This window comes from Brenneria salicis ATCC 15712 = DSM 30166, from assembly GCF_003315515.1.
GTDB lineage: Bacteria > Pseudomonadota > Gammaproteobacteria > Enterobacterales > Enterobacteriaceae > Brenneria > Brenneria salicis.
Genome location: NZ_QNRY01000010.1, coordinates 56,186 through 80,700, shown reverse-complemented (window position 1 = coordinate 80,700; position 24,515 = coordinate 56,186). Strand labels below are relative to the sequence as shown.

At 52.7% G+C, this 24,515-nt stretch carries 22 protein-coding genes and 1 tRNA gene; 18 read left to right on the top strand and 5 right to left on the bottom strand.

The features are described from left to right. Window positions 1-66: 66 nt before the first annotated feature. The 11 genes from DES54_RS06770 to DES54_RS06715 all read left to right on the top strand — a co-directional run bounded on the left by DES54_RS06770 (window position 67) and on the right by DES54_RS06715 (window position 12,362). Window positions 67-143 (top strand) — tRNA-Met (locus DES54_RS06770). 220 nt (window positions 144-363) lie between these two features. Then, window positions 364-816, top strand: a complete 453-nt coding sequence (gene rimP, locus DES54_RS06765; protein ID WP_147247268.1) for a ribosome maturation factor RimP — start codon at window positions 364-366, stop codon at window positions 814-816. Between the two features lie 21 nt (window positions 817-837). Continuing rightward, entirely contained in the window at window positions 838-2,367 is a 1,530-nt protein-coding gene (gene nusA / locus DES54_RS06760) for a transcription termination factor NusA (RefSeq protein ID WP_113865820.1), read from the top strand. Window positions 2,368-2,392: 25 nt separating this feature from the next. Beyond that, a complete protein-coding gene (infB, locus tag DES54_RS06755) occupies window positions 2,393-5,101 on the top strand; it encodes a translation initiation factor IF-2 (protein ID WP_113865819.1) in 2,709 nt (902 codons plus the stop codon). 74 nt (window positions 5,102-5,175) lie between these two features. Then, a complete protein-coding gene (rbfA, locus tag DES54_RS06750; protein ID WP_113865818.1) occupies window positions 5,176-5,577 on the top strand; it encodes a 30S ribosome-binding factor RbfA in 402 nt (133 codons plus the stop codon). Continuing rightward, window positions 5,577-6,521 (top strand): tRNA pseudouridine(55) synthase TruB, encoded by a 945-nt coding sequence (truB, locus tag DES54_RS06745; protein ID WP_113865817.1) that lies wholly within the window; start codon window positions 5,577-5,579, stop codon window positions 6,519-6,521. Before rbfA ends, truB begins: the two co-directional genes overlap by 1 nt. A gap of 121 nt (window positions 6,522-6,642) precedes the next feature. Further along, window positions 6,643-6,912 carry a 30S ribosomal protein S15 gene (gene rpsO / locus DES54_RS06740; protein WP_009114440.1) on the top strand — a complete coding sequence of 90 codons (270 nt, stop codon included), beginning with the start codon at window positions 6,643-6,645 and terminating at the stop codon, window positions 6,910-6,912. 253 nt (window positions 6,913-7,165) lie between these two features. Then, complete coding sequence (gene pnp, locus DES54_RS06730) at window positions 7,166-9,289, top strand: polyribonucleotide nucleotidyltransferase (RefSeq protein WP_113865816.1); 2,124 nt, start codon at window positions 7,166-7,168, stop codon at window positions 9,287-9,289. Window positions 9,290-9,423: 134 nt separating this feature from the next. Beyond that, the gene (gene nlpI / locus DES54_RS06725; protein WP_113865815.1) at window positions 9,424-10,308 is read left to right on the top strand and encodes a lipoprotein NlpI; all 885 of its coding nucleotides are present in this window, start codon (window positions 9,424-9,426) and stop codon (window positions 10,306-10,308) included. A 106-nt stretch (window positions 10,309-10,414) separates the two neighbouring features. Then, window positions 10,415-10,492 carry a protein YrbN gene (gene yrbN, locus DES54_RS19250; RefSeq protein ID WP_109054691.1) on the top strand — a complete coding sequence of 26 codons (78 nt, stop codon included), beginning with the start codon at window positions 10,415-10,417 and terminating at the stop codon, window positions 10,490-10,492. Then, window positions 10,485-12,362, top strand: coding sequence for a DEAD/DEAH family ATP-dependent RNA helicase (locus tag DES54_RS06715; protein WP_113865814.1), 1,878 nt, complete (start codon window positions 10,485-10,487; stop codon window positions 12,360-12,362). Before yrbN ends, DES54_RS06715 begins: the two co-directional genes overlap by 8 nt. Window positions 12,363-12,449: 87 nt before the next feature. Here DES54_RS06715 and DES54_RS06710 read toward each other — a convergent pair whose 3' ends face one another. The 3 genes from DES54_RS06710 to ubiU all read right to left on the bottom strand — a co-directional run bounded on the left by DES54_RS06710 (window position 12,450) and on the right by ubiU (window position 15,498). Continuing rightward, window positions 12,450-13,457 carry a luciferase-like monooxygenase gene (locus DES54_RS06710; protein ID WP_113865834.1) on the bottom strand — a complete coding sequence of 336 codons (1,008 nt, stop codon included), beginning with the start codon at window positions 13,455-13,457 and terminating at the stop codon, window positions 12,450-12,452. 155 nt (window positions 13,458-13,612) lie between these two features. Further along, entirely contained in the window at window positions 13,613-14,491 is an 879-nt protein-coding gene (locus DES54_RS06705) for a U32 family peptidase (RefSeq protein ID WP_113865813.1), read from the bottom strand. An 11-nt stretch (window positions 14,492-14,502) separates the two neighbouring features. Then, window positions 14,503-15,498, bottom strand: a complete 996-nt coding sequence (gene ubiU, locus DES54_RS06700) for a ubiquinone anaerobic biosynthesis protein UbiU (RefSeq protein ID WP_113865812.1) — start codon at window positions 15,496-15,498, stop codon at window positions 14,503-14,505. A 389-nt stretch (window positions 15,499-15,887) separates the two neighbouring features. On the opposite strand from ubiU, the gene ubiT reads away from it, so the two are divergent. Next, window positions 15,888-16,412, top strand: a complete 525-nt coding sequence (gene ubiT, locus DES54_RS06695) for a ubiquinone anaerobic biosynthesis accessory factor UbiT (RefSeq protein WP_113865811.1) — start codon at window positions 15,888-15,890, stop codon at window positions 16,410-16,412. Next, a complete protein-coding gene (locus DES54_RS06690; protein WP_113865810.1) occupies window positions 16,406-16,912 on the top strand; it encodes a GNAT family N-acetyltransferase in 507 nt (168 codons plus the stop codon). The genes ubiT and DES54_RS06690 overlap by 7 nt, the downstream gene beginning before the upstream one ends. Here DES54_RS06690 and DES54_RS06685 read toward each other — a convergent pair. After that, window positions 16,909-17,202 (bottom strand): GIY-YIG nuclease family protein, encoded by a 294-nt coding sequence (locus tag DES54_RS06685; protein ID WP_113865809.1) that lies wholly within the window; start codon window positions 17,200-17,202, stop codon window positions 16,909-16,911. The two genes, DES54_RS06690 and DES54_RS06685, sit on opposite strands and share 4 nt — an antisense overlap. A 509-nt stretch (window positions 17,203-17,711) precedes the next feature. On the opposite strand from DES54_RS06685, the gene deoC reads away from it, so the two are divergent. From deoC to deoD, 4 genes are all read left to right on the top strand, one after another. Continuing rightward, entirely contained in the window at window positions 17,712-18,491 is a 780-nt protein-coding gene (deoC, locus tag DES54_RS06680) for a deoxyribose-phosphate aldolase (RefSeq protein ID WP_113865808.1), read from the top strand. 74 nt (window positions 18,492-18,565) lie between these two features. After that, on the top strand, window positions 18,566-19,894 hold the full coding sequence (gene deoA / locus DES54_RS06675) for a thymidine phosphorylase (RefSeq protein ID WP_113865807.1): 1,329 nt from the start codon (window positions 18,566-18,568) through the stop codon (window positions 19,892-19,894). Window positions 19,895-19,951: 57 nt separating this feature from the next. Beyond that, on the top strand, window positions 19,952-21,175 hold the full coding sequence (gene deoB / locus DES54_RS06670; RefSeq protein ID WP_113865806.1) for a phosphopentomutase: 1,224 nt from the start codon (window positions 19,952-19,954) through the stop codon (window positions 21,173-21,175). A 64-nt stretch (window positions 21,176-21,239) separates the two neighbouring features. Further along, complete coding sequence (gene deoD, locus DES54_RS06665) at window positions 21,240-21,959, top strand: purine-nucleoside phosphorylase (RefSeq protein ID WP_113865805.1); 720 nt, start codon at window positions 21,240-21,242, stop codon at window positions 21,957-21,959. A 148-nt stretch (window positions 21,960-22,107) separates the two neighbouring features. Here deoD and DES54_RS06660 read toward each other — a convergent pair whose 3' ends face one another. Next, window positions 22,108-23,127, bottom strand: a complete 1,020-nt coding sequence (locus tag DES54_RS06660) for a GntR family transcriptional regulator (RefSeq protein WP_240634959.1) — start codon at window positions 23,125-23,127, stop codon at window positions 22,108-22,110. A 490-nt stretch (window positions 23,128-23,617) separates the two neighbouring features. On the opposite strand from DES54_RS06660, the gene DES54_RS06655 reads away from it, so the two are divergent. After that, window positions 23,618-24,499, top strand: coding sequence for a polysaccharide deacetylase family protein (locus DES54_RS06655; protein ID WP_113865803.1), 882 nt, complete (start codon window positions 23,618-23,620; stop codon window positions 24,497-24,499). Window positions 24,500-24,515 lie beyond the last annotated feature (16 nt).

The following is a 24,515-nucleotide window of genomic DNA, read 5'->3' as shown; positions in this document are numbered from 1 at the left end:
CGTATCAATCCTATTGATAACTTGCATTTCAGCGGTTGTCGGCGTAGTATTTGCCACGTTTTCGGACGCGGGGTGGAGCAGCATGGTAGCTCGTCGGGCTCATAACCCGAAGGTCGTCGGTTCAAATCCGGCCCCCGCAACCACGTAACTTTCTTGGTTGAGTTTTCTTTCAAAAAGCTGTTCAGTAAGTTTTTATCACTTCCTCAGTCATTTTTTGAAAGAATCCTTAACCGAAAGTTATGCCGCGTTGTTTAGCGGTATTAGGGTCCAGTTGCATAAAGCCCCGATATATCGGGGTTTTTTGTTATTTGGCAACAGAACTACTGGGCTATTAAGCCCTTTTTTTATGTCTTGGGGGTGGGCTTGTCCACGTTAGAGCAAAAGTTAACAGAGATGATTTCAGCGCCAGTCGAAGCCTTAGGCTACGAATTGGTCGGTATTGAGTTCATCCGGAGTCGCCAATCGACGCTGCGTATTTATATTGATAGTGAAGATGGGATCACTGTTGATGATTGTGCTGATGTCAGCCATCAGGTCAGTGCGGTATTGGATGTTGAGGATCCTATTACTGTCGCCTATAACCTGGAGGTATCTTCTCCAGGGCTTGAACGCCCCTTATTCACGGTAGAGCATTATGTGCGTTTCATCGGTGAAGAGGTCACGGTGGTGCTGCGCATGGCAGTCCAGAATCGTCGTAAATGGTTGGGCATTATCAAAGCCGTTGATGGCGAAATGATCACCATAACAGTGGAAGGTAAAGACGAAGTGTTCGCGCTGAGCAACATCCAGAAAGCGAACCTGGTACCCCACTTTTAAAGTTTGGATGAGGCAACTAGGATGAATAAAGAGATTCTGGCTGTTGTTGAAGCAGTTTCCAATGAAAAAGCCGTCCCACGCGAGAAGATTTTCGAAGCGTTGGAAACCGCACTGGCGACAGCAACAAAGAAAAAATACGAGCAGGAAATTGATGTCCGCGTCAATATCGATCGCAAAACGGGCGACTTTGATACGTTCCGTCGTTGGGTGATTGTCAATGAAGTGACTCAGCCGACGCGCGAAATTACGCTGGAAGCGGCTCAGTTTGAAGATCCTGCTCTCGGTGTGGGCGATTACGTCGAAGATCAGATTGAATCGGTAACGTTCGATCGTATTACCACGCAAACGGCAAAACAGGTTATCGTACAGAAAGTCCGCGAAGCTGAGCGCGCCATGGTCGTTGACCAGTTCCGCGAGCAGGAAGGCGAGATTATCACCGGTGTGGTGAAGAAAGTCAGCCGTGATAATATTTCGCTTGAAGTCAGGCCGGTCGATGGTTCGAACACAAGTGCCGAAGCGGTCATTGGCCGTGAAGACATGCTGCCTCGTGAGAATTTCCGCCCTGGCGATCGCATCCGTGGCGTTCTCTACTCGGTTCGCCCCGAAGCACGTGGCGCACAACTGTTCGTCAGTCGTTCTCGCCCGGAAATGCTGATTGAACTCTTCCGTATCGAAGTGCCGGAGATCGGTGAAGAAGTCATCGAAATCAAGGCCGCGGCCCGCGATCCGGGTTCCCGTGCGAAAATTGCCGTGAAAACAAACGACAAGCGTATCGATCCTGTTGGCGCCTGCGTGGGTATGCGCGGCGCGCGCGTGCAGGCGGTATCCAGTGAACTGGGCGGCGAACGTATTGATATTATTCTGTGGGATGACAATCCTGCTCAATTTGTTATCAATGCCATGGCGCCGGCCGATGTCGTCTCCATCGTGGTTGATGAAGATAGCTGTACAATGGATATTGCGGTTGAATCCAGCAATCTGGCGCAGGCGATTGGTCGTAATGGACAGAACGTGCGTTTGGCTTCCCAACTGTTAAAGCAACATCGTTCAGATGATCGTTGGGAACTGAACGTGATGACGGTGGAAGATCTTCAGGCCAAGCATCAGGCTGAAGCGCACGCCGCTATCGATGTGTTCACCAAGCACCTTGATATTGATGAAGAGTTCGCCACGGTGCTGGTCGAGGAAGGTTTCTCTTCTCTCGAAGAACTGGCCTATGTGCCGATTAAAGAACTGCAAGCGATCGAAGGTCTTGATGAAGAGACTATTGAAGCCTTGCGCGAACGGGCTAAAGCCGCGTTGACCACGCTGGCGTTGGCGCACGAAGAAAGCCGCGGTGATGGCCAACCCGCGGACGATTTGCTCAGTTTACCTGGCCTGTCGCGTGAGATGGCATTCAAGCTGGCGGCACGCGGTGTTTGTACGCTGGAAGATCTTGCTGAGCAGGGCGTTGACGATCTGACGGATATTGAAGAACTGGATAATGAAAAAGCGGGTGAGCTGATAATGGCGGCCCGAAATATCTGTTGGTTTGGCGACGACAACGAATAACGAACTGTAGCAGGAAAGGAACAGCATGACAGATGTAACCGTAAAATCGCTGGCCACAGAGATTCAGACTTCGGTTGACCGCCTGATACAGCAGTTTGCTGATGCGGGAATTACCAAGTCTGCATCAGATTCTGTGACTCAGCACGAAAAAGAAACATTACTGGCGCACCTTAACCGTGATCGCGGGAGTGTGCCTGGTAAACTGACGTTGCAACGTAAAACGCGCAGCACATTGAATATTCCAAGCACTGGCGGTAAGAGTAAGTCGGTGCAGATCGAAGTCCGCAAGAAACGCACTTATGTAAAACGCGATCCTATGGATGCCCAACAACAGGCGGAAGAGGAAGAGCAGGCACGGCGTGAAGCGGAAGAACAGGCACAACGAGCGGCTGAAGAGCAGACTAAACGCGAGGCTGAAGAGAAAGCCAAGCATGAAACTGTTGAAAAAGCTAAACGTGCTGCCGAAGAGCAAGCCAAACGTGAGGCCGCCGAAAAAGCTAAGCGTGATGTAGCGGAAAAAGAAAAAGTGACGAATCAACAAAACGAGAGTATGACCAAACCGGCTCAGGCTGAGAAAGCGAAACGCGGAGCTGAGGCTGCGGAACTCAAACGTAAAGCGGAAGAAACTGCCCGCCTTAAAGTTGAGGAAGAGGCACGGCGTATAGCGGAAGAAGCCCGTCGTATGGCGGAAGAAAATGCCGGACGTTGGGAAGCGGAAAGCAATAAGCCTGAAGAAGCTGCAGATTATCATGTCACCACGTCTCATCACGCCCGTGAAGCGGAAGATGAAAGCGACCGTCAGGTTGAAGGTGAGCGCCGCAGCCGTGTTCGTAGCAAAACAACTAAGCAGAAGAAAGGCAATCGCCTGTCCGAGTCTAAAGCCGACCGCGAAGAAGCGCGTGCCGTTACCCGTGGCGGTAAAGGTAAACGTAAACCCAGTACGTTGCAGCAGAGCTTCAACAAACCTGTTCAGGCGGTTAACCGTGATGTGGTCATCGGCGAGACTGTGACTGTCGCTGAATTAGCCAACAAAATGGCGGTTAAAGGCTCTCAGGTTATCAAAGCGATGATGAAACTGGGCGCGATGGCGACCATCAACCAGGTTATCGATCAGGAAACCGCGCAACTGGTGGCGGAAGAAATGGGTCACAAAGTGATTCTGCGCCGTGAAAACGAGTTGGAAGAAGCGGTAATGAGCGACCGTGATACGGGCGCCGCCGCGGAGTCGCGCGCGCCTGTCGTGACCATTATGGGTCACGTCGACCATGGTAAAACCTCACTGCTGGACTATATCCGCTCAACCAAGGTTGCGGCTGGCGAAGCGGGCGGAATTACCCAGCACATCGGTGCTTATCACGTTGAAACCGATAACGGCATGATCACCTTCCTCGATACCCCCGGACACGCCGCGTTTACCGCAATGCGCGCCCGTGGTGCTCAGGCAACGGATATCGTGGTGTTGGTCGTTGCGGCGGATGACGGCGTGATGCCTCAGACAATCGAAGCTATTCAGCATGCGAAAGCGGCTCAGGTGCCGGTTGTGGTGGCGGTGAATAAAATTGATAAACCGGAAGCCGATCCGGATCGGGTGAAAACCGAGTTATCTCAGTACGGCATTATGCCGGAAGAGTGGGGCGGCGAATCTCAGTTCGTGCATGTGTCCGCAAAAGCAGGCACCGGCATCGACGAACTGCTGGACGCGATTCTGTTGCAAGCCGAAGTGCTTGAACTGAAAGCGATTCGCAGCGGCATGGCCAGCGGCGTAGTCATTGAATCCTTCTTGGATAAAGGTCGTGGTCCGGTTGCGACCGTTCTGGTGCGTGAAGGTACGCTGAATAAAGGCGATATCGTTCTGTGCGGCTTTGAATATGGCCGTGTACGTGCCATGCGCGATGAACTGGGCCGTGAAATTACTTCCGCGGGGCCGTCGATTCCGGTTGAAATTCTGGGGTTGTCAGGCGTGCCTGCCGCGGGTGATGAAGCCACGGTGGTGCGTGATGAGAAGAAAGCCCGTGAAGTGGCGCTCTATCGCCAGGGTAAATTCCGTGAAGTCAAACTGGCGCGTCAGCAGAAATCCAAACTGGAAAACATGTTCGCCAACATGACGGAAGGTGAAGTTTCTGAATTGAATATCGTACTTAAGTCCGATGTTCAGGGTTCTTGTGAAGCTATTTCCGATTCACTACAGAAACTGTCTACCGATGAAGTGAAAGTGAAGATTGTTGGTTCCGGCGTGGGCGGCATCACGGAAACCGACGCAACGTTGGCCGCGGCTTCAAATGCGATTATCCTTGGCTTTAACGTTCGCGCCGATGCGTCTGCCCGTCGTATTGTTGAAGCGGAAAGTCTGGATCTGCGTTACTACTCCGTAATCTATGATCTGATTGATGAAGTCAAACAGGCGATGAGCGGTATGCTGGCGCCGGAATACAAGCAAGAGATCATCGGTCTGGCGGAAGTGCGTGATGTGTTCAAATCACCGAAGTTTGGCGCGATCGCGGGTTGTATGGTCACGGAAGGTGTGGTCAAACGTCACAACAAGATCCGTGTATTGCGTGACAACGTGGTGATCTACGAAGGCGAACTGGAATCCCTGCGTCGCTTCAAAGATGACGTTAACGAAGTTCGTAACGGTATGGAATGTGGTATCGGCGTGAAGAACTACAACGACGTCCGTCCAGGCGATGTAATCGAAGTATTTGAAACCATTGAGATTAAACGCACTATCGCTTAATACGGTCTTGCGCGGCGAAGTGGGTTGTTTGTAAGGGGGCCTGGTGCCCCCCGATTTTTAATTGAGGATTGAATATGGCAAAAGAATTCAGCCGCACCCAGCGCGTGGCGCAGGAAATGCAAAAAGAAATCGCCATTATTCTTCAACGTGAAGTAAAAGATCCACGGATTGGTATGGCAACCGTTTCCGGCGTTGAAGTTTCCCGTGATCTGGCTTACGCAAAAGTATTTGTGACATTTTTGAATGATAACGAGCCGGAACAGGTGAAAACAGCGGTTAAAGCGTTGCAGGATGCCTCCGGTTTTATCCGTGTGTTGTTAGGTAAATCCATGCGTCTGCGCGTTGTGCCGGAATTGACATTCGCTTATGACAATTCTCTGGTGGAAGGGATGAGAATGTCCAATCTGGTCACCAATGTGGTCAGAAATGATGCGGAACGTCGTTCTGCGGCGAGCGAAGAAGATCAGGAGGATTAATGAGTCGTCCTCGTCGCCGTGGCCGTAATGTACACGGCGTATTGTTATTGGATAAAGCTCAGGGCATGTCGTCTAATGACGTCTTGCAAAAAGTAAAACGGATTTTTAACGCCAATAAAGCGGGTCATACCGGGGCGTTGGATCCGCTGGCGACCGGTATGTTGCCCATCTGTCTCGGTGAAGCCACCAAATTTTCTCAGTACTTGCTGGATTCTGATAAGCGGTATCGGGTGATTGCAAGGCTTGGTCAGCGGACGGACACCTCTGATGCGGATGGAAACGTCATTGAAACGCGTCCGGTGAACGTTTCACCAGCGGATCTGGCGCAGGCGCTGGAAAGCTTTCGCGGTAAGACACAGCAAATTCCTTCCATGTACTCGGCCTTGAAGCATCAGGGACGCCCGCTCTATGAATATGCGCGCCAGGGGCTGGTTGTGCCGCGCGAAGCGCGTGAAATCACGGTCTATGAACTGCTGTTTATTCGTTGCGAAGGCGATGAACTGGAACTGGAGATTCACTGCTCCAAAGGCACTTACATTCGCACCATCATCGACGATTTAGGTGAGAAGTTAGGTTGCGGCGCGCATGTGATTTACCTGCGCCGTCTGCAAGTTTCCACCTATCCGACTGAGAAAATGGTGACGCTGGAGCAGTTGAACGGCCTACTGGCGCAGGCGCAGGCTGACGATCAGGCGCCTGCATTACATCTTGATCCGCTCCTGATGCCAATGGAGAGTCCGGTCATGGATTTCCCTGAAGTCAATTTGAATCCCATCGTCGCCGGTTACTTAAAACTGGGGCAAGCGGTTCAGACGCCAGATACGCCGGTGCATGGCATGGTGCGCATTACGGAAGGCGAAGCGCATAAATTCATTGGTATGGGCGAAATTGACGGCGACGGACGCGTTGCGCCGCGCCGTTTGGTGGTTGAATTTCAGAACTGATTCGGCCTGATGCCGCCTTGCTATCGCAAGGGGCTGAGAGTAGAATAATTCGGCTTGACTATTGGGTGGCTGAATTAGAGATCGGCGCCTGTTTTTTATCTATAATGTGTGGAGTATTACAATGTCTCTAAGTGTTGAAGCTAAAGCTAAAATCGTAGCGGAATTCGGTCGTGGCACTAACGACAGTGGTTCCACGGAAGTTCAGGTTGCTTTGCTGACCGCGCAGATCAACCATCTGCAAGGCCACTTTGCTGAGCACAAGAAAGATCACCACAGCCGTCGTGGTCTGCTGCGTATGGTTTCTCAGCGTCGTAAGCTGCTGGACTACCTGAAGCGTAAAGATGTAGCACGTTACACCAGCCTGATTGAACGTCTGGGCCTGCGTCGCTAAGTCTTCTGAGTTTCAGTGGGAAGGGGCCTCTTTGGGCCCCTTTCTTCTAGGAAGCTCTGCTAAAACAGCGTAATGTATTGCTGTTTTAAATTATGATCTTTCATTACAGAGGTTCGCGCGGCTAATGAGAGGCTTTATCTGCATGAGCAGAGTAAAGGTTGTCATTAGTCGCGAGGATGTAGTGCAAAGATCGGGAGTTCACTGGCGTGTCCATCCTGAATAAATGCGACATGCCCCAGTTAAGGATATTATTTTGCTTAATCCGATCGTTCGTAAGTTTCAATATGGTCAACATACCGTCACGTTAGAAACCGGTATGATGGCTCGCCAGGCTACCGCCGCTGTGATGGTAAGCATGGATGATACTGCGGTATTTGTTACCGTTGTTGGCGCCAAACACGCTAAACCTGGTCAGGGTTTCTTCCCGCTGACGGTCAACTATCAGGAGCGCACATACGCAGCCGGACGTATCCCAGGCGGTTTCTTCCGTCGTGAAGGTCGTCCGAGCGAAGGCGAGACGCTGATTTCCCGTCTGATTGACCGTCCGATTCGTCCGTTGTTTCCTGAAGGTTTCCTGAATGAAGTTCAGGTTATCGCTACCGTGGTTTCTGTCAATCCGCAGGTCAACCCTGACATTGTCGCCATGATAGGCGCGTCTGCCGCACTGAGCCTGTCTGGTATTCAGTTCAGCGGTCCCATTGGCGCGGCCCGCGTCGGTTACCTGAATGATCAGTATGTACTGAACCCGACGACTGACGAACTGAAAGAAAGCCGTCTGGACCTGGTGGTTGCCGGTACTGAAGGCGCGGTACTGATGGTTGAATCCGAAGCTGATCTGCTAAGCGAAGATCAGATGCTGGGTGCGGTGGTGTTTGGTCACGAACAGCAGCAGATTGTTATTGAAAATATCAACGCACTGGTTGCTGAAGCGGGCAAACCGAAGTGGGATTGGCATGCGCCGCAAGTGAATGCCGATTTACACCAGCGTGTACAGGCGCTGTCTGAAACGCGTCTCGGCGATGCTTATCGCATCACTGAAAAACAAGAGCGTTATGCGCAGGTTGACGTCATCAAGGCGGAAGTGGAAGCAGCGTTGCTGGCGCAAGATGAAACGTTGAGCGCGGGCGAAATCCAGGAAATTCTTGGCAACATCGAGAAGGATGTGGTGCGTAGCCGTGTTCTGCGTGGCGAGCCGCGTATTGATGGCCGTGAGAAAGACATGATCCGCGGTCTGGATGTTCGTACCGGCGTATTGCCGCGTACCCACGGTTCGGCATTGTTCACCCGTGGTGAAACGCAGGCGCTGGTTACCGCGACATTGGGTACTGAGCGTGACGCGCAAAATATCGATGAACTGACCGGCGAACGTACCGATCGTTTCCTGTTGCACTACAACTTCCCTCCGTACTCTGTCGGTGAAACCGGTATGGTGGGATCGCCGAAACGTCGTGAAATTGGTCATGGCCGTCTGGCAAAACGTGGTGTGTTGGCGGTTATGCCGAAAGCGAATGAATTCCCATACACCGTGCGTGTGGTTTCTGAAATCACGGAGTCCAACGGTTCTTCTTCCATGGCGTCAGTCTGTGGCGCTTCACTGGCGTTAATGGATGCGGGCGTGCCGATTAAAGCGGCTGTCGCGGGTATTGCCATGGGGCTGGTCAAAGAAGGCGACAACTTTGTGGTGCTGTCCGATATCCTGGGTGATGAAGATCATCTGGGCGATATGGACTTCAAAGTGGCTGGTAGTCGTGAAGGTATCACTGCATTGCAGATGGATATCAAAATCGAGGGGATTACCCGCGAAATCATGCAGGTTGCTTTGAATCAGGCCAAAGGCGCGCGTCTGCACATCCTGGGTGTGATGGAACAGGCTATCAGCACGCCGCGCGGCGATATCTCTGAATTCGCGCCGCGTATTCATACCATCAAGATCAGCACAGACAAGATCAAAGATGTGATTGGTAAAGGTGGTTCGGTTATTCGTGCGCTGACTGAAGAAACCGGTACGACTATCGAGATCGAAGATGACGGTACGGTGAAGATTGCTTCTACAGATGGCGAAAAAGCGAAACATGCCATTCGTCGTATTGAAGAAATTACCGCTGAAATTGAAGTTGGCCGTGTCTATCAGGGCAAAGTGACGCGTATCGTTGATTTCGGTGCTTTTGTTGCCATCGGTGGTGGTAAAGAAGGCTTGGTGCATATTTCTCAGATCGCTGATAAGCGTGTAGAGAAAGTGACTGATTACCTGCAAATGGGGCAGGAAGTGCCGGTCAAAGTATTGGAAGTTGATCGCCAGGGTCGTGTGCGTCTGAGCATTAAAGAAGCAAATGCTCAGTCTCAGGACGTGGCGGCGCCAATTTCTGAGGAAGAATAACTATTATACAGTTGCTGCACCGGATCGTATCAGTTAACGCCGAGGTGCTGCGTGTATCATAAGGATAGGGAAGTCCTTATGTTGAGCAGGCCGGGACAGGATGTTCATCCAATGTTTGTCTTCGGGAGTGGGAAATGAAGCCTTTCTTGCGCTGGTGTTATGTTGCAACAGCACTTATGCTGGCAGGATGCAGCAACACGGATTGGCGTAAAAATGCGGTATTGGCGATCCCGTTACAGCCTACTTTGCAGCAGGAAGTAATTCTGGCGCGCATGGAACAGATCTTTGCGAGCCGGGCATTAACCGATGATGAACGAGCACAGCTATTATATGAGCGCGGAGTACTGTATGATAGCTTAGGGTTACGAGCGTTGGCGCGAAATGATTTTTCACAAGCGTTATCGATCCGCCCTGATATTCCAGAGGTTTTTAACTATCTGGGGATTTACTTAACGCAGGCAGGCAATTTTGATGCTGCCTATGAAGCGTTTGATTCTGTACTAGAGCTTGATCCAACTTACAATTACGCGCGTTTAAACCGGGGCATCGCTTTGTATTATGGCGGTCGTTACCTGTTAGCGCAGGATGATCTGCTGGCGTTTTATCGAGACGATCCAAATGATCCTTTCCGTTCGTTGTGGCTATACCTCGTGGAGCGAGAAATCAACCCAGAGACAGCCAAAGTAGCGTTGCAGAAACGTTATGACGGTGCGCAGAAAGGGCCTTGGGGATGGAATATTGTCGAATTCTACCTGGGCAGTATCAGTGAAAAGACACTGATGCAGCGTCTACAGGAAGAAGCTACGGATAACACTTCGCTCGCTGAGCATCTCAGTGAAACTGACTTCTATTTAGGTAAGCACTACCTAAGTCTGGGGGACAAGAACACCGCTTTGGCGCTGTTCAAGCTGACGGTTGCCAACAACGTTCATAATTTTGTTGAGCACCGCTATGCATTGTTGGAATTGGCGCTACTAGGCCAAGAGCAAGACGACCTATCAGGATCGGACCAGCAATAGCTGACGAACAACTATATAAGCCTTAAAAGACTACGGTTATCGCCTTAACAGGTGAGGGCTTTTTTGTTCGCTTTTTAATCCAATTTGAGCCGGTTCACACTTTTCAATGAAAATGACTGAAAATTTTCTCGATGAGTTATGTAGACTGGCCGCCATATACAATGAGGCACGTGTACATGACTGATTTATCAATTTCTTTTGCTGATTTGGGGCTGTCTGCTCCGATTATTAATGCCCTGACCGATCTGGGCTACGAAAAACCCTCGTCGATTCAGGCTGAATGTATCCCTCACCTGCTGAGTGGTCGCGATGTGCTGGGTATGGCACAGACCGGCAGTGGCAAGACGGCGGCTTTTGCTCTGCCATTACTCAATAATTTGAAACCTGAGTTAAAAGCACCACAGATGCTGGTATTGGCGCCGACCCGCGAACTGGCGGTACAGGTGGCTGAAGCCTGTAATGATTTTGCCAAACATATGCATGGCGTTAGCGTAGTTGCCCTGTATGGCGGCCAACGTTACGACGTACAGCTTCGCGCTTTACGCGGTGGCGCTCAGATCGTTGTCGGTACGCCGGGGCGTCTGCTTGATCATCTGAAACGCGGTACGCTGAATTTATCCAATCTAAGCGGCCTGGTGTTGGATGAAGCGGATGAAATGTTGCGCATGGGCTTTATTGATGATGTAGAAAACATTATGGCCCAGATCCCGGCTGAACATCAGACCGCGCTGTTTTCCGCCACCATGCCGGAAGCGATTCGCCGTATTACGCGTCGTTTCATGAAAGATCCTCAGGAAGTCCGCATTCAGTCAAGTGTGACAACGCGTCCTGATATCAGCCAGAGCTACTGGACGGTACAAGGCGTTCGCAAAAATGAAGCGCTGGTTCGTTTCCTGGAAGCTGAAGATTTTGATGCGGCGATTATTTTCGTTCGTACCAAAAACGCGACGCTGGAAGTGGCTGAAGCGCTGGAGCGTAGCGGTCATAACAGTGCGGCGTTGAATGGCGACATGAACCAGGCGCTGCGTGAACAAACGCTGGAGCGTTTGAAAGATGGTCGTCTGGATATCCTGATTGCCACAGACGTTGCCGCTCGCGGCCTGGATGTTGATCGTATCAGCCTGGTGGTCAACTACGATATCCCGATGGATTCTGAATCCTACGTGCACCGTATTGGTCGTACTGGTCGCGCCGGTCGCGCCGGTCGCGCGCTGTTGTTTGTAGAAAACCGCGAACGCCGCCTGCTTTGCAACATTGAACGCACCATGAAACTCACGATCCCAGAGGTGGAACTGCCAAATGCGGAACTGCTGGGGCAGCGCCGGTTGGCCAAGTTTGCCGCTAAAGTACAGCAACAGTTGGAAAGCAGCGATCTGGATATGTACCGTGCGCTGCTGACTAAATTGCAACCGCAGGAAGAGCTGGATATCGAAGCGCTGGCCGCCGCCTTATTGAAGATGGCGCAGGGCGAACGTCCGCTGATACTGCCGCCGGATCCGGTATTTGATCGTCGTCCACGCCGTGAATTCCGTGATCGTGATGATGCAGGCCGTGACGATCGTCGCCGTGAACCACGCGACAGCCGCGACGGTGAGCGGCCGCCACGCCGTGAGCGCCGTGATGCGGGTGATATGGAACTGTATCGTATTGAAGTGGGCCGCGATGATGGTGTTGAGGTTCGTCATATTGTGGGAGCGATTGCCAACGAAGGCGATATCAGTAGCCGCTATATTGGCAACATCAAACTGTTCGCTTCTCACTCGACGATCGAACTGCCAAAAGGCATGCCGGGCGATTTGTTGTCGCACTTTACCCGTACTCGTATTCTGAACAAGCCGATGAATATGCAGTTGCTGGGTGATGCTCAGGCGCATGAACGCCGTGAAGGTGGTGAACGTCGCGCCAGCCGTCCTGCCGGTCGTGGTGAGGGCGCACCGCGTCGCGCTTTCAGCGGTGAACGTCGTGAAGGCAATGGCGCTCCGCGTCGTGAGCGTTCTTTCAACCGTGATGCCGCCGCGCAGCGTGCTCCACGTCGCCGTCCAGCCGATGCGTAATGCGATGACGCCAGAGAAATAACTTCTCTGGCTGCGGAAAGTCGGTTTTCTGATAAAAATCCCCCTTCAGACCGAAGGGGGATTTTTTTATCTCAGTACATCCTGTTGCACGCTCATGGCAATTTCAAACGAGCGCAAACGAGCCTGATGATCAAAAATCTGGCCGTTGATCATCAATTCATCCACCTGCGTTTCGCGCAGCAAACTCTGTAAACCGTGTCTGACGGTTGTCTGGTCGCCGACGATTGACAGACGTAAAGCCTGGTCAGCGCCAAATCGTTCCGCGGGCGAGCAAATGGCAGCGATATCCTCCACCGGTGCGGGTAATGGCCCCGGCGCACCGCGGCGTAGATTGATAAAATGCTGTTGTATTGAGGTAAAGAGAAAGCGGGCATCACGATTGCTGTCGGCGGCAACCACATTGATACACGCCATCGCGTAAGGTTTAGGGTGGGCCGCGGACGGTTTGAACGACTCGCGGTATACGTTTAACGCTTGCAGTAACATATCCGGCGCAAAATGAGCCGCGAACGCAAAAGGCAATCCCAATGCCGCCGCCAACTGAGCGCTGTATAAGCTTGACCCCAATAGCCAGATTGGGATCTGTAGACCCTGTCCGGGGACCGCTTGAACCGCCTGACCTGGCTGAACATCCGCAAAGTAGCGTTGCAGTTCCTGCACATCCCTTGGGAAATCATCAATATCGGCGTTCAAATGACGGCGTAGCGCCATCATGGTTCGCTGATCGGTGCCTGGCGCACGACCTAATCCAAGATCGATACGGCCCGGATAAAGCGACGCCAGGGTGCCGAACTGCTCCGCAATCACCAAAGGCGCATGGTTGGGCAGCATGATGCCGCCTGAACCGAGGCGGATACGCTGCGTACCCGCGGCAAGGTAGCCAATCAACACGGAAGTAGCGGCACTGGCGATGCCAGTCATATTGTGGTGTTCCGCCAGCCAGTAGCGATGGTAGCCCCAGTTTTCAGCATGTTGCGCCAGATCCAGCGAGTGGTGGAAGGCCTGACGCGGACTGGCGCCTTGCGGAACGGGGGCAAGATCAAGAACGGAAAACGTAACCGGATGATGGGACATAACATAGCTCACTTTGTTGATGCGACTGGCAAAAATATCTTGCCAGCCAATGATGAGAGTGCCTATCAGTATTATGCCATTGCGCACGATGACACAACTTTTCCGCCAGCAAAAACGGGCGGAAAAAGCGCCTCCACCCGTTTAGACGCCATACGCTATTGAATTAACTCCAATCCTGCGACGCGCCGCCAGTAACCGTTGCAATCTGCCTGATTAGTGAGCGTCAAGGGAGATTCGCCACGCTCGTTGGCGCGGAATTTATCCAGCATCGTCAAAGTATCCATGCCGTCTGGAGAAAGTCGGACAATGTCCACCAGATCCCGCATCGAAGTCAGATCATTACCCAGGTTATAGCAATAGCCGCTTTGCGTTTGTATCCCGTTGAGGACAAACACCGGCTGATTTTCCTGCGACAGAACTTTTCGACCCTGTGGATAATTAATGCAACAGGTTTCACATTCGTCTTTGGCCCGGTTTTCCGAACGGGCGGTAAAACAGCGGGCCGAGTATGCCAGCGGCAGATGTCCGTAGCTCAGTACCTCGACTTCGAATTGATGACGGAATCCGAGCTCGTCACACTGGTTCAACAGGTTATACAGCCAGTCGTGGGAGAGTTCCACTGGCATGCACCAATGCACCATGCCCTGTTGATGCAGTAAACGCAGCGTATAGGCGTTGTAGCAATTCAGGGCATGTCCGGCGACGAAAGGCAGTCGGCGATCGGCTGCCATATTGACGGCGCCGAGATCGTTTGCTTCCAACAGAAACTCGCCGTTTTCCACATAACGTTTCAGTTCATTCAATTCAGAAGGCGCCTGAAGCAATGCCAGTGTGGAAATCACCACCTGTTTGCCGCTGCTCGCAATCTGTCTGGCGAGATCCAGCCAGTCGTTGACTTTCATTGCGCGGCGTTTGCTGCATACCGTCTCTCCGAGGTAAATGATATCGGCGCTGCTGTCCATGGCTGCCTGATAAAATGTTTCCACATCTTGTTTCGGCCAATAGTAGAGAATGGCGCCCAATGCATATTTCATATGTTCTCCAGCTACTGCCATTTCCGGTGGTACGCGCCCAGGGTGGTTTGCGTGCCTTCCGCCACCGCGCCCAGCGTATCCATCCATTCTTGCGTTGGGCTGAAGGTTTCAGGATTGGCCTGACAGCGATCAATCGCCTGCCGCCAGACGCGGGTTATCTGGCTGACGTAGGCCGGACTGCGCTGACGTCCTTCGATTTTCACCGAAGCGATATTGGCGGCCAGCAGTTCAGGCAATAGCGCCAGCGTATTCAGGCTGGTGGGTTCTTCCAGTGCATGATAGCGCTGACCGTCGACCAGATAACGTCCCTTGCATAACGTAGGGTAACCCGCGTTTTCATGCATCTGATAGCGGTCGATCAACACGTTATTCAACCGTGACTCCATGCCCTGAGGCGTATCCTGCCAGCGGACAAAACGTGCCGGAGAGCAGGCGCCAACCGTGTTAGGCGATTCGCCGGTCAGGTAGGAAGAGAGATAACACCGGCCTTCGGCCATGATGCACAGGCTACCGAATGCAAACACCTCCAGCGGAACGGTTGTGGCGCGCGCCAGTTGTTTTACCTGATGGATAGAGAGCACTCGCGGCAACACCACGCGGGATACGCCAAAATGCCGCTGATAAAAATGAATCGCTTCCGTATTAGTGGCGGAAGCCTGCACGGAAACATGACGTTCAATACCGGGATAGCGTTCCGCAGCATATTCAAGCATGGCGAGATCCGCGAGGATCAACACGTCAGCGCCGATTTGCGCCGCCATATCCACCGCGCGCCGCCAGCGCTGGTAACCATCGGGATGAGCAAAAGTATTGATGGCGATGTGAAGTTTACGGCGGTGGCGCTGCACATATTCACGCGCTTCCTGCAACTTTTTATCGGTAAAGTTCAGTCCGGCGAAATGACGCGCGTTGGTGTCGTCTTTCAGTCCGATGTAGACCGCATCTGCGCCATTATCAATGGCGGCTTTCAATGCCGGAAGATTGCCGGCGGGACAAAGCAGTTCCATACCATTTCCTTCATTAATCGAAGTTCCGGCGAGAAAAACCAGCCAAAACGATCAATGATGTTTGCAGACTGATGATATTTTCTATGACGGGCCGCCCTGTCCGTCACCTTTCGGACCGTCGCAAACGACGTTGAAAATCGCACCGATCCCGGCGATTTTTTTATCAGTCAATGAATGTTTTTAACGACAGAGGATCTTAATTAACCTGATGTTGACATACTTTGATTTAAACCAGCTTATCCGTTAATGATGTGGACAACTTGAAATAGATAGAGGATCTGTGGATAACTGATTAAATTATTGACATAGACCGCTGCGGGTTCTATTTGATGTGGCACAATGCTGCCAGATTATCGGAAAAGTTGGTTTGCTTTAAGAGGAGTACGCCAGTGTTGGAAAAACTACGGGCGCGGATTGTGCGTCAAGGGCCAGGCTTGTTGGGTAAGCCGCTAAAGTTCACTCCTTTTGCTATACAGCGTCTGGTTCTGGAGCAGGTGTTGCGCTGGCAGTTTCGTCAGGCGCTGGATGACGGCGAACTGGAATTTCTGGCAGGGCGCTGGTTAAAAATTGAAGTTCGCGATATTGGTCTGCAATGGTTTATGACGTTGCGTGATAACCGTCTGGCGGTCAGCCATCAGGAAACGCCGGACGTCAGTTTTAGCGCCGATGCCAACGATCTCATTCTGATTGCGGCGCGTAAGGAAGATCCCGACACGTTGTTCTTTCAGCGCCGTTTGCGTATCGAAGGGGATACCGAGCTTGGGCTGTATGTAAAAAACCTGATGGATGCCATTGAACTGGAAACCATGCCGACCGCGCTGCGTATCGCTTTGATGCAACTGGCTGACTTTGTTGAGGCGGGATTACAAGAGGGCGTGGTGCAGACTGCCGATCACGCATCCGTTTCATGTTAGTCCGTGTTGAAATACCGGTTGATGCGGCGGGAATCGACAGCCTTTTGCGTCGTGTTTTCCCAACCGGCGCAGAGGCCGATCTGGTTCATCAACTGCGGGAAGATGGGCAACTGACGTTGGGTATTGTCGCAACGGATGATGAAGGGGGCGTGGTAGGGTACGCCGCATTCAGCCCGGTGCTAATCGATGGGGAAGATCAGCAATGGGTGGGGCTTGCTCCGCTGGCCGTGGAAGAAAGCCTGCGCCGGCAAGGATTGGGCGAAAAACTGGTGTACGAAGGGTTGGATGCCCTTAACGAGTTCGGTTACACCGCCGTTGTCGTGCTGGGCGACCCCGCCTATTATTCCCGCTTTGGTTTTGTACCTGCCATTGAGCAGCAACTTCATTGCCATTGGGAGGGTAGTGCAGGCGCTTTTCTGGTTTATCCGTTGTCGGATAATCCTTTGGCGGGGCCGCGCAGACTGGTGGAGTATGCTGAGCCCTTTAAACGCTTTCTTTAAGGGAAGCGTGCGGATAATGACGAAGGCTGGTCTTGCACCAGCCTTTCTTTTTGGCTTTTATTCAACTGCTTTACCTGATGTTCAAGCTTTGAGGCGCTTGAGCGATTACCCGCCTGACAGTGAAAGACCAGCGTCAGTTCGCCTTTTCCCCGTAACGCCTTCGCCCCTTTTCCTGCCTGATGCTGGGCCAGGCGTCGCGCCACATCTGTGGTAATGCCCGTGTAGAGCATGCCTGTCGCTGTTCTCAGGATATAGAGATACCAGCAGGGTTCAGTGAGTTTTTTCCGCATGATTGACGCGAGTACCAGATAGGCGGCGAATGGCGTAGCTTTAATTTTACGGGCCTTTTCCTGTGTATTGAAGACATATCTGTCTGCAAATCGTGCTTATCCCACGACTTTTTCTCCTCTTGATTTATCGATTTTTGCGTCCTGTTGCCGCAGTTTACCGAAAGAAAACGCTATGATTAATGCAGGCAGTAATGATGAAATACCGCATTATTTGTGAGATAAATCACATATAATCCCACTTCGTTACACTGTTTTTACATTAAGTGTGAATATAAGCACAAAAAGGTCTGATGGTGCGTGGTCAAATACGCAGCGTGTTTCTGACAGGGTAAACGCCATCAGGTGTAGAGAAAGGCTATTTGCGGTGAGAGGGATGTCGGTGGCCGCGACAGGTGATTTCCCCTGAGCGCTATCTTCAAGGAACCAAGTCCGCTTGCCAAACGTACTCATATTGAACATATCCGTTGATGTTTCCCGCCGTTCAACCGGCTGACGAGTTGGAGTATTGTATGACCACATTAACTGCCTCGGCACAGCGTGCGCTGGGGTTGATGGATTTAACCACCCTTAATGATGACGATACGGATGACAAGGTGATCGCACTGTGTCGTCAGGCTAACAGTCCGGCAGGGAAGACCGCCGCTATCTGCATCTATCCTCGTTTTATTCCCCTGGCGCGCAAGGTGCTGCGCGAGCAAGGCACACCGGATATCCGTATTGCCACCGTGACCAATTTCCCGCATGGTTTCGATGATATCGATATTGCCGTGGCGGAAACCAACGCGGCTATCGCTTACGGAGCGAACGAGGTGGATGTCGTATTCCCCTATCGGGCGCTGATGGCGGGCGATGCGCAGTCTGGTTTCGCGCTGGTTAAAGCCTGCAAAGCGGCATGTCAGGCGGCCAATGTGCTGCTGAAGGTCATCATTGAAACCGGTGAACTGAAGCAGGAAGCCTTGATCCGTCAGGCCAGCGAAATCGCTATTGAGGCGGGCGCGGATTTCATTAAAACCTCCACCGGCAAGGTGCCGGTGAACGCCACCCCGCAAAGCGCGGCGATTATGCTGAACGTGATCCGCGACAAAGATGTGGGCGATAAGGTTGGGTTCAAGGCGGCCGGCGGCGTTCGCAACGCCGAAGACGCTGCCATTTATCTGCAATTGGCTGATGACATCATGGGGCCGGATTGGGCCAATGCACAGCGTTTCCGCTTCGGAGCCTCCAGTTTGTTAGCCGATTTGCTGGCGGTGTTAGGCCATCAGACAACAGGACAGGCGAGCGGCTATTAATCACGCGGCAGTACACGGTAGGACGGTTTTCATTGCGTGGCCCATGCATTTTTCGCTAAGCAGGAGTGCAAGCCTTGTTTCTGATTCAGGAAATTATTCGTAAGAAGCGCGACGGCAATCCGCTGAATGCCGAAGAGATCCGCTTTTTCATTAATGGCGTGCGTGATAACACGGTGTCTGAAGGGCAAATCGCGGCGCTGGCCATGACCATCTATTTCCACGATATGTCGATGGAGGAGCGGGTGGCGTTGACGCTGGCGATGCGCGATTCCGGCACGGTGCTTGACTGGAAAGGGCTGAACCTCAACGGCCCGCTGGTGGATAAACATTCAACCGGCGGCGTAGGGGACGTGACTTCGCTGATGCTGGGGCCGATGGTCGCCGCCTGCGGCGGTTATGTCCCGATGATTTCAGGCCGCGGTCTGGGACATACCGGCGGCACGCTCGACAAACTGGAATCGATACCGGGTCTGGATATTTTTCCCAACGACAGCGCGTTTCGCCAAATCATCCAGCAAGTCGGCGTGGCGATTATCGGCCAGACCCGTTCATTGGCGCCCGCGGATAAACGGTTTTATGCCACGCGCGATATTACCGCCACGGTGGATTCTATCCCGTTGATCACCGCGTCCATTCTGGCGAAAAAACTGGCCGAAGGGCTGGATGCGCTGGTCATGGATGTCAAAGTGGGGTCTGGCGCGTTTATGCCGACCTACGCGCAATCCGAACAACTGGCTCAGGCTATCGTCGGCGTCGCCAATAATGCTGGTTGCCGGACCAGCGCGCTGTTGACCGATATGAATCAGGTGCTGGCTTCCAGCGCGGGGAATGCGTTGGAAGTGTGTGAAGCGGTACGCTTCCTGACCGGCGAGCAGCGCAATCCGCGTCTCTATGCCGTTACGATGGCATTGTGCGAAGAGATGCTGCTGGCTGGCGGATTGGCCGCGTCGCCAGTCGATGCCCGTACCCGTTTACAGACCGTGTTGGATAATGGCGACGCGGCGGAGGTATTTGGACGCATGGTCGCCGCACAACGCGGCCCGACGGATTTTGTCGAGCGCTATGCGCGTTATCTGCCGGTTGCGATGTTAAGTAAACCGGTATTTGCCGACCATGACGGCATCGTTACGGCGATGGATACCCGTTCGTTGGGCATGGCGGTGGTGGCATTGGGCGGAGGGCGCCGCCAGACCAGTGATTCGATTGATTACAGCGTGGGGCTGGATGAGGTGGTTTGTCTGGGCGATCGGGTGGATCGACAACGCCCGCTGGCGGTGATCCACGCGAATACGGAAGCGCAATGGCAGGCCGCAGCCGCCGCGGTTCGCGCCGCCATTACGCTCGGCGAGGTCGCGCCCGCAGTCACCCCGATGGTCTATGGCCGAATCAGTGCTGAGGATTGATATTTTCCAATGCCATCAGGCTTGGTTTGCAGCGCTTGACAGCGCAGGAGATGAATAATGAAACGTGCCTATATTATGGTACTCGACTCGTTTGGCATTGGTTGCAGCGCTGATGCCGAACGTTTTGGCGATGCGGGTTCGGATACGCTGGGCCATATTGCACAGGCTTGTGCGGCAGGTAAAGCCGATCAGGGACGTAAAGGGCCGTTGCATTTGCCTAACCTGAGTCGATTGGGGCTGGGGAAAGCGGCGCAAGCCTCAACAGGAACGTTCCCCGCCGGACTGGATGCGCAGGCCGACATTATCGGCGCTTATGCGTTTGCCAGCGAAATTTCCTCCGGGAAAGATACGCCGTCAGGTCACTGGGAAATCGCCGGGGTGCCGGTACTGTTCGACTGGGGTTATTTCAGGGATGAAGAAAACAGCTTCCCCCAGGAACTGTTGGATCTGCTGGTCGAACGCGCCGGTTTACCGGGCTATCTGGGCAACTGTCACGCTTCCGGTACGGTCATTCTGGATAAGCTGGGTGAAGAACATATGAAAACCGGGAAGCCGATTTTCTACACCTCGGCGGATTCCGTGTTTCAGATTGCCTGTCATGAAGACACTTTCGGTTTGGAAAAACTGTATGAACTGTGTGAAATCGCCCGCGCAGCGCTGACTGAGGGCGGCTATAACATCGGGCGCGTTATTGCGCGTCCGTTTATCGGCGATAAACCCGGACATTTCGAGCGTACCGGCAACCGGCACGATCTGGCGGTTGAACCGCCCGCGCCAACCCTATTAAAAAAACTGGTCGATGAGCGGGGCGGCGAAGTGGTATCGGTGGGGAAAATCGCTGATATTTATGCGCAGGTCGGTATTACGCAAAAAGTGAAAGCGACCGGTATCGATGCATTGTTTGACGCCACCCTGAAAGAGATGGATAAGGCGGGAGACAACACCATCGTATTCACCAACTTCGTTGATTTCGACTCCGCATATGGTCACCGTCGTGATGTCGCGGGTTATGCCGCGGCGCTTGAATTGTTTGACCGCCGTCTGCCGGAAATGCTCGCGCGCGTGACCGGGGACGATATGCTGATCCTGACCGCCGACCACGGCTGCGATCCGACCTGGCATGGCACTGAACATACCCGGGAACATGTGCCGGTATTGATTTACGGGCCGAAGGTAAAGCCGGGTTGGTACGGAGATCGTGAAACGTTTGCGGACATCGGTCAGACGGCGGCGAAATATTTTGGCTTATCCCCGATGGATCATGGCAAACCGATACTGTAAGACACGCGGCGCATCAGTTGGGTGTGACGGATTTATTTTATGTTGATGAATAAGGAATAAGAGCATGGCAACGCCACATATTAATGCTGAAATGGGTGACTTCGCTGACGTAGTGCTGATGCCGGGCGATCCGCTGCGCGCCAGATATATTGCGGAAACCTTTCTGCAAGAGGCCCGTGAAGTGAACAATGTTCGCGGCATGCTGGGTTTCACCGGAACGTATAAAGGCCGCAAAGTATCGGTGATGGGACACGGCATGGGCATTCCTTCCTGCTCGATCTACGCCAAAGAACTGATCACCGAATTCGGCATCAGGAAAATCATTCGCGTGGGTTCCTGCGGCGCGGTGCGCAGCGATGTGAAACTGCGTGACGTGGTGATCGGCATGGGCGCCTGTACGGATTCCAAAGTGAATCGTATGCGCTTTAATGATCATGACTATGCGGCGATTGCGGATTTCGACATGGTGCGTAATGCGGTGGATGCGGCGAAAGCACAGGGCGTAGCCGTTCGCGTCGGTAATCTTTTCTCCGCCGATCTGTTCTATACGCCTGATCCGCAAATGTTTGATGTAATGGAGAAATATGGTATCCTCGGGGTGGAAATGGAAGCGGCCGGCATCTACGGCGTCGCTGCCGAGTTCGGCGCTAAAGCGCTGGCCATCTGCACGGTGTCCGACCATATTCGCTCTGGTCAACAAACCACCGCCGAAGAGCGTCAGACCACGTTCAATGACATGATCGAGATTGCGCTGGAGTCGGTTCTGTTGGGCGATAACGACTAAAAATCACACCGCGCCGGATAGCCTGATCCGGCGCGGCCTCGATCCGCGTCAGGAAGGTGGCGGGTTTCAGCCATTGACATCAATCCGGTCGGGATCGCGGTCTTTTGTCCTGGTGTGTGGATCCGGCGTTCCGGGAAAAAACTCCCTGCTAGCTGATTCTGTGCAGATAAGGCGGCAGGAGGGGAACCGGGAGAACGGACAGGACTTTGAGTTTTTGCAGTGTCCTGATTTGCGCACGTTCAAGATGTTCATGCAGACTCATTGCCGCCAGTTCCCAGCTTTCCTGCAGCAGCATTTCATAGATGAGCCGATGCTCGTTGATGGTGGCGGTATCAACCGCGATGGCCAGCGTCTCATAGAAAATGCGGGTCACGATGAGCGGAGACTGACTTTGCCGCAGAATTTCGACCAGCGTCCGGTTGCCAGCCGGTTCCAGGCAAAAAAGGTGTAAATCATCCTCAACCCGCTCCAACGCTTCGGCAGTCACTTTGCCTCTTTTCAGTTTTTCCAGCCGTTCCAGATTTTCCATGATCTGGCGTTGCGCAAGATAAGGCGCGGCTTTACGTAACGTAGCCGGTTCAAGGCAGGCGCGGATCTGATAATGATCGCGGATCTCTCTGGCCGTCAACGGCCCGGCCCGCCACTGCGAGTAAGGTTCTTTTTCAACCAGTCCCCGATCACGCAAGCGTACCAGACTCTCACGAATAATATTGCGGCTGACATTGTAAAACGCCGCCGCCTGACCTTCATTAAGCTGGTAATGACCGAATACCATGCAGGTTGACAGGGCTTCTTGCAGATCGCTCAACACCTTTTCGCCGACGCTACGGGTATCAACCAGAGCCTGATCTTGATCGAGCCCCAGGATGGTGCGGTTTAACGCCAGGCGCTGCGGTTCAACGTCCTCATCTTCGGCGGCGACGATAAATCCGCGTCCTTCAAAGCGGGCGATGAGTCCTTCTTTATGCAACAGGCCCAGCGCGCGCCGCACAGGAACCCGGCTGGTGCCGAACAACTCGGCTAACGGCCCTTCCAGTAAGACTAATCCAGCCGGTACGGTTTGTGCGGTTATCGCTTTCCTGAGCGCCTGATGGATTATCTCGTAGCGCGCCGCGCCGCGGGCTTCGGTTTTTACATCTTTGCTTTCGTTAAGCATCCTTTGGCTCATTGATCCTCACCTGAGTGAATGCGGCATTATTACATACCACCGGATATAAGTTGCTCGTTGCTGCCAGGTAAACAACATGCATTTCTATGGTGCGCTCGCACAATAATGAATCATTAAATCAAATATTCATTTTTACGCATATTTATTATTTGCCCTGCGCAATGATCTTTTACACATTATATCCACGGATTGAAAGCCTCTTTATAACAGTGTGTTTTGATTTTATCAGCACTTCCAGAACAAAAAACAATGATCGCCGCCTACGTTTTGGCATTTTACTTGCTAGTTTTAAAATGTATTTTTTTCTTAAAGATACATTTTAGGTGGTAAGGCGTGAGCGAAAACGTCAACTGCATTTTATGTCATGCCGTAAGCCGGAGGGAGTGAATATCCGCCAGTTTGTCGCTCAGTGTCGAAACGGCAGCCTTTCAGTCTGTATCCACTAACGGCTGCCATCTGTTTTTCTTGTTACGAGTAATGGAGAAATAACATGGCGAAAGAGATCCTATGTGCATTCGGTGTTGATGTTGATGCGGTCGCAGGGTGGTTGGGCTCCTATGGCGGTGAGGATTCCCCGGACGATATCTCACGCGGGTTGTTTGCCGGTGAAGTTGGGGCGCCGCGCCTGCTGAAGTTGTTCGCGGATCATCAGTTGCGCACCACCTGGTTTATTCCCGGTCACTCTATCGAAACCTTCCCTGAGCAGATGAAAGCCGTTGCGGACGCGGGACATGAAATTGGCGTGCACGGTTACAGCCATGAAAATCCTATCGCCATGACGCCCGCGCAGGAAGAAGCCATTCTGGATCGCTGCATCGATCTGGTTACCGATCTGTCAGGAAAGCGTCCGACCGGTTATGTGGCGCCGTGGTGGGAATTCAGCAATGTGACGAATGAACTGTTGCTGAAAAAAGGCATCAAGTATGACCACAGCCTGATGCATAACGACTTCCACCCTTATTATGTGCGTGTCGGCGATAGCTGGACACGCATTGACTACAGCCAGCATCCCGATAGCTGGATGAAACCGCTGATGCGCGGTGAAGAGACTGATCTTATCGAGATCCCGGCGAACTGGTATCTCGACGATCTGCCGCCGATGATGTTCATCAAAAAATCCCCTAACAGTCATGGGTTTGTGAATCCGCGTCATCTGGAAGAGATGTGGCGCGATCAGTTCGACTGGGTCTATCGCGAGAACGATTACGCGGTTTTCACCATGACTATCCACCCGGATGTATCCGGGCGTCCGCAGGTGCTGTTGATGCTGGAGCGCCTGATTAAACATATTCAGCGCCACGAAGGTATTCGTTTCGTGACCTTTGATGAGATTGCCGATGATTTCCGCCAGCGCCAGCTACGCGGCCTGTAATTTTCTTCCACCAAAA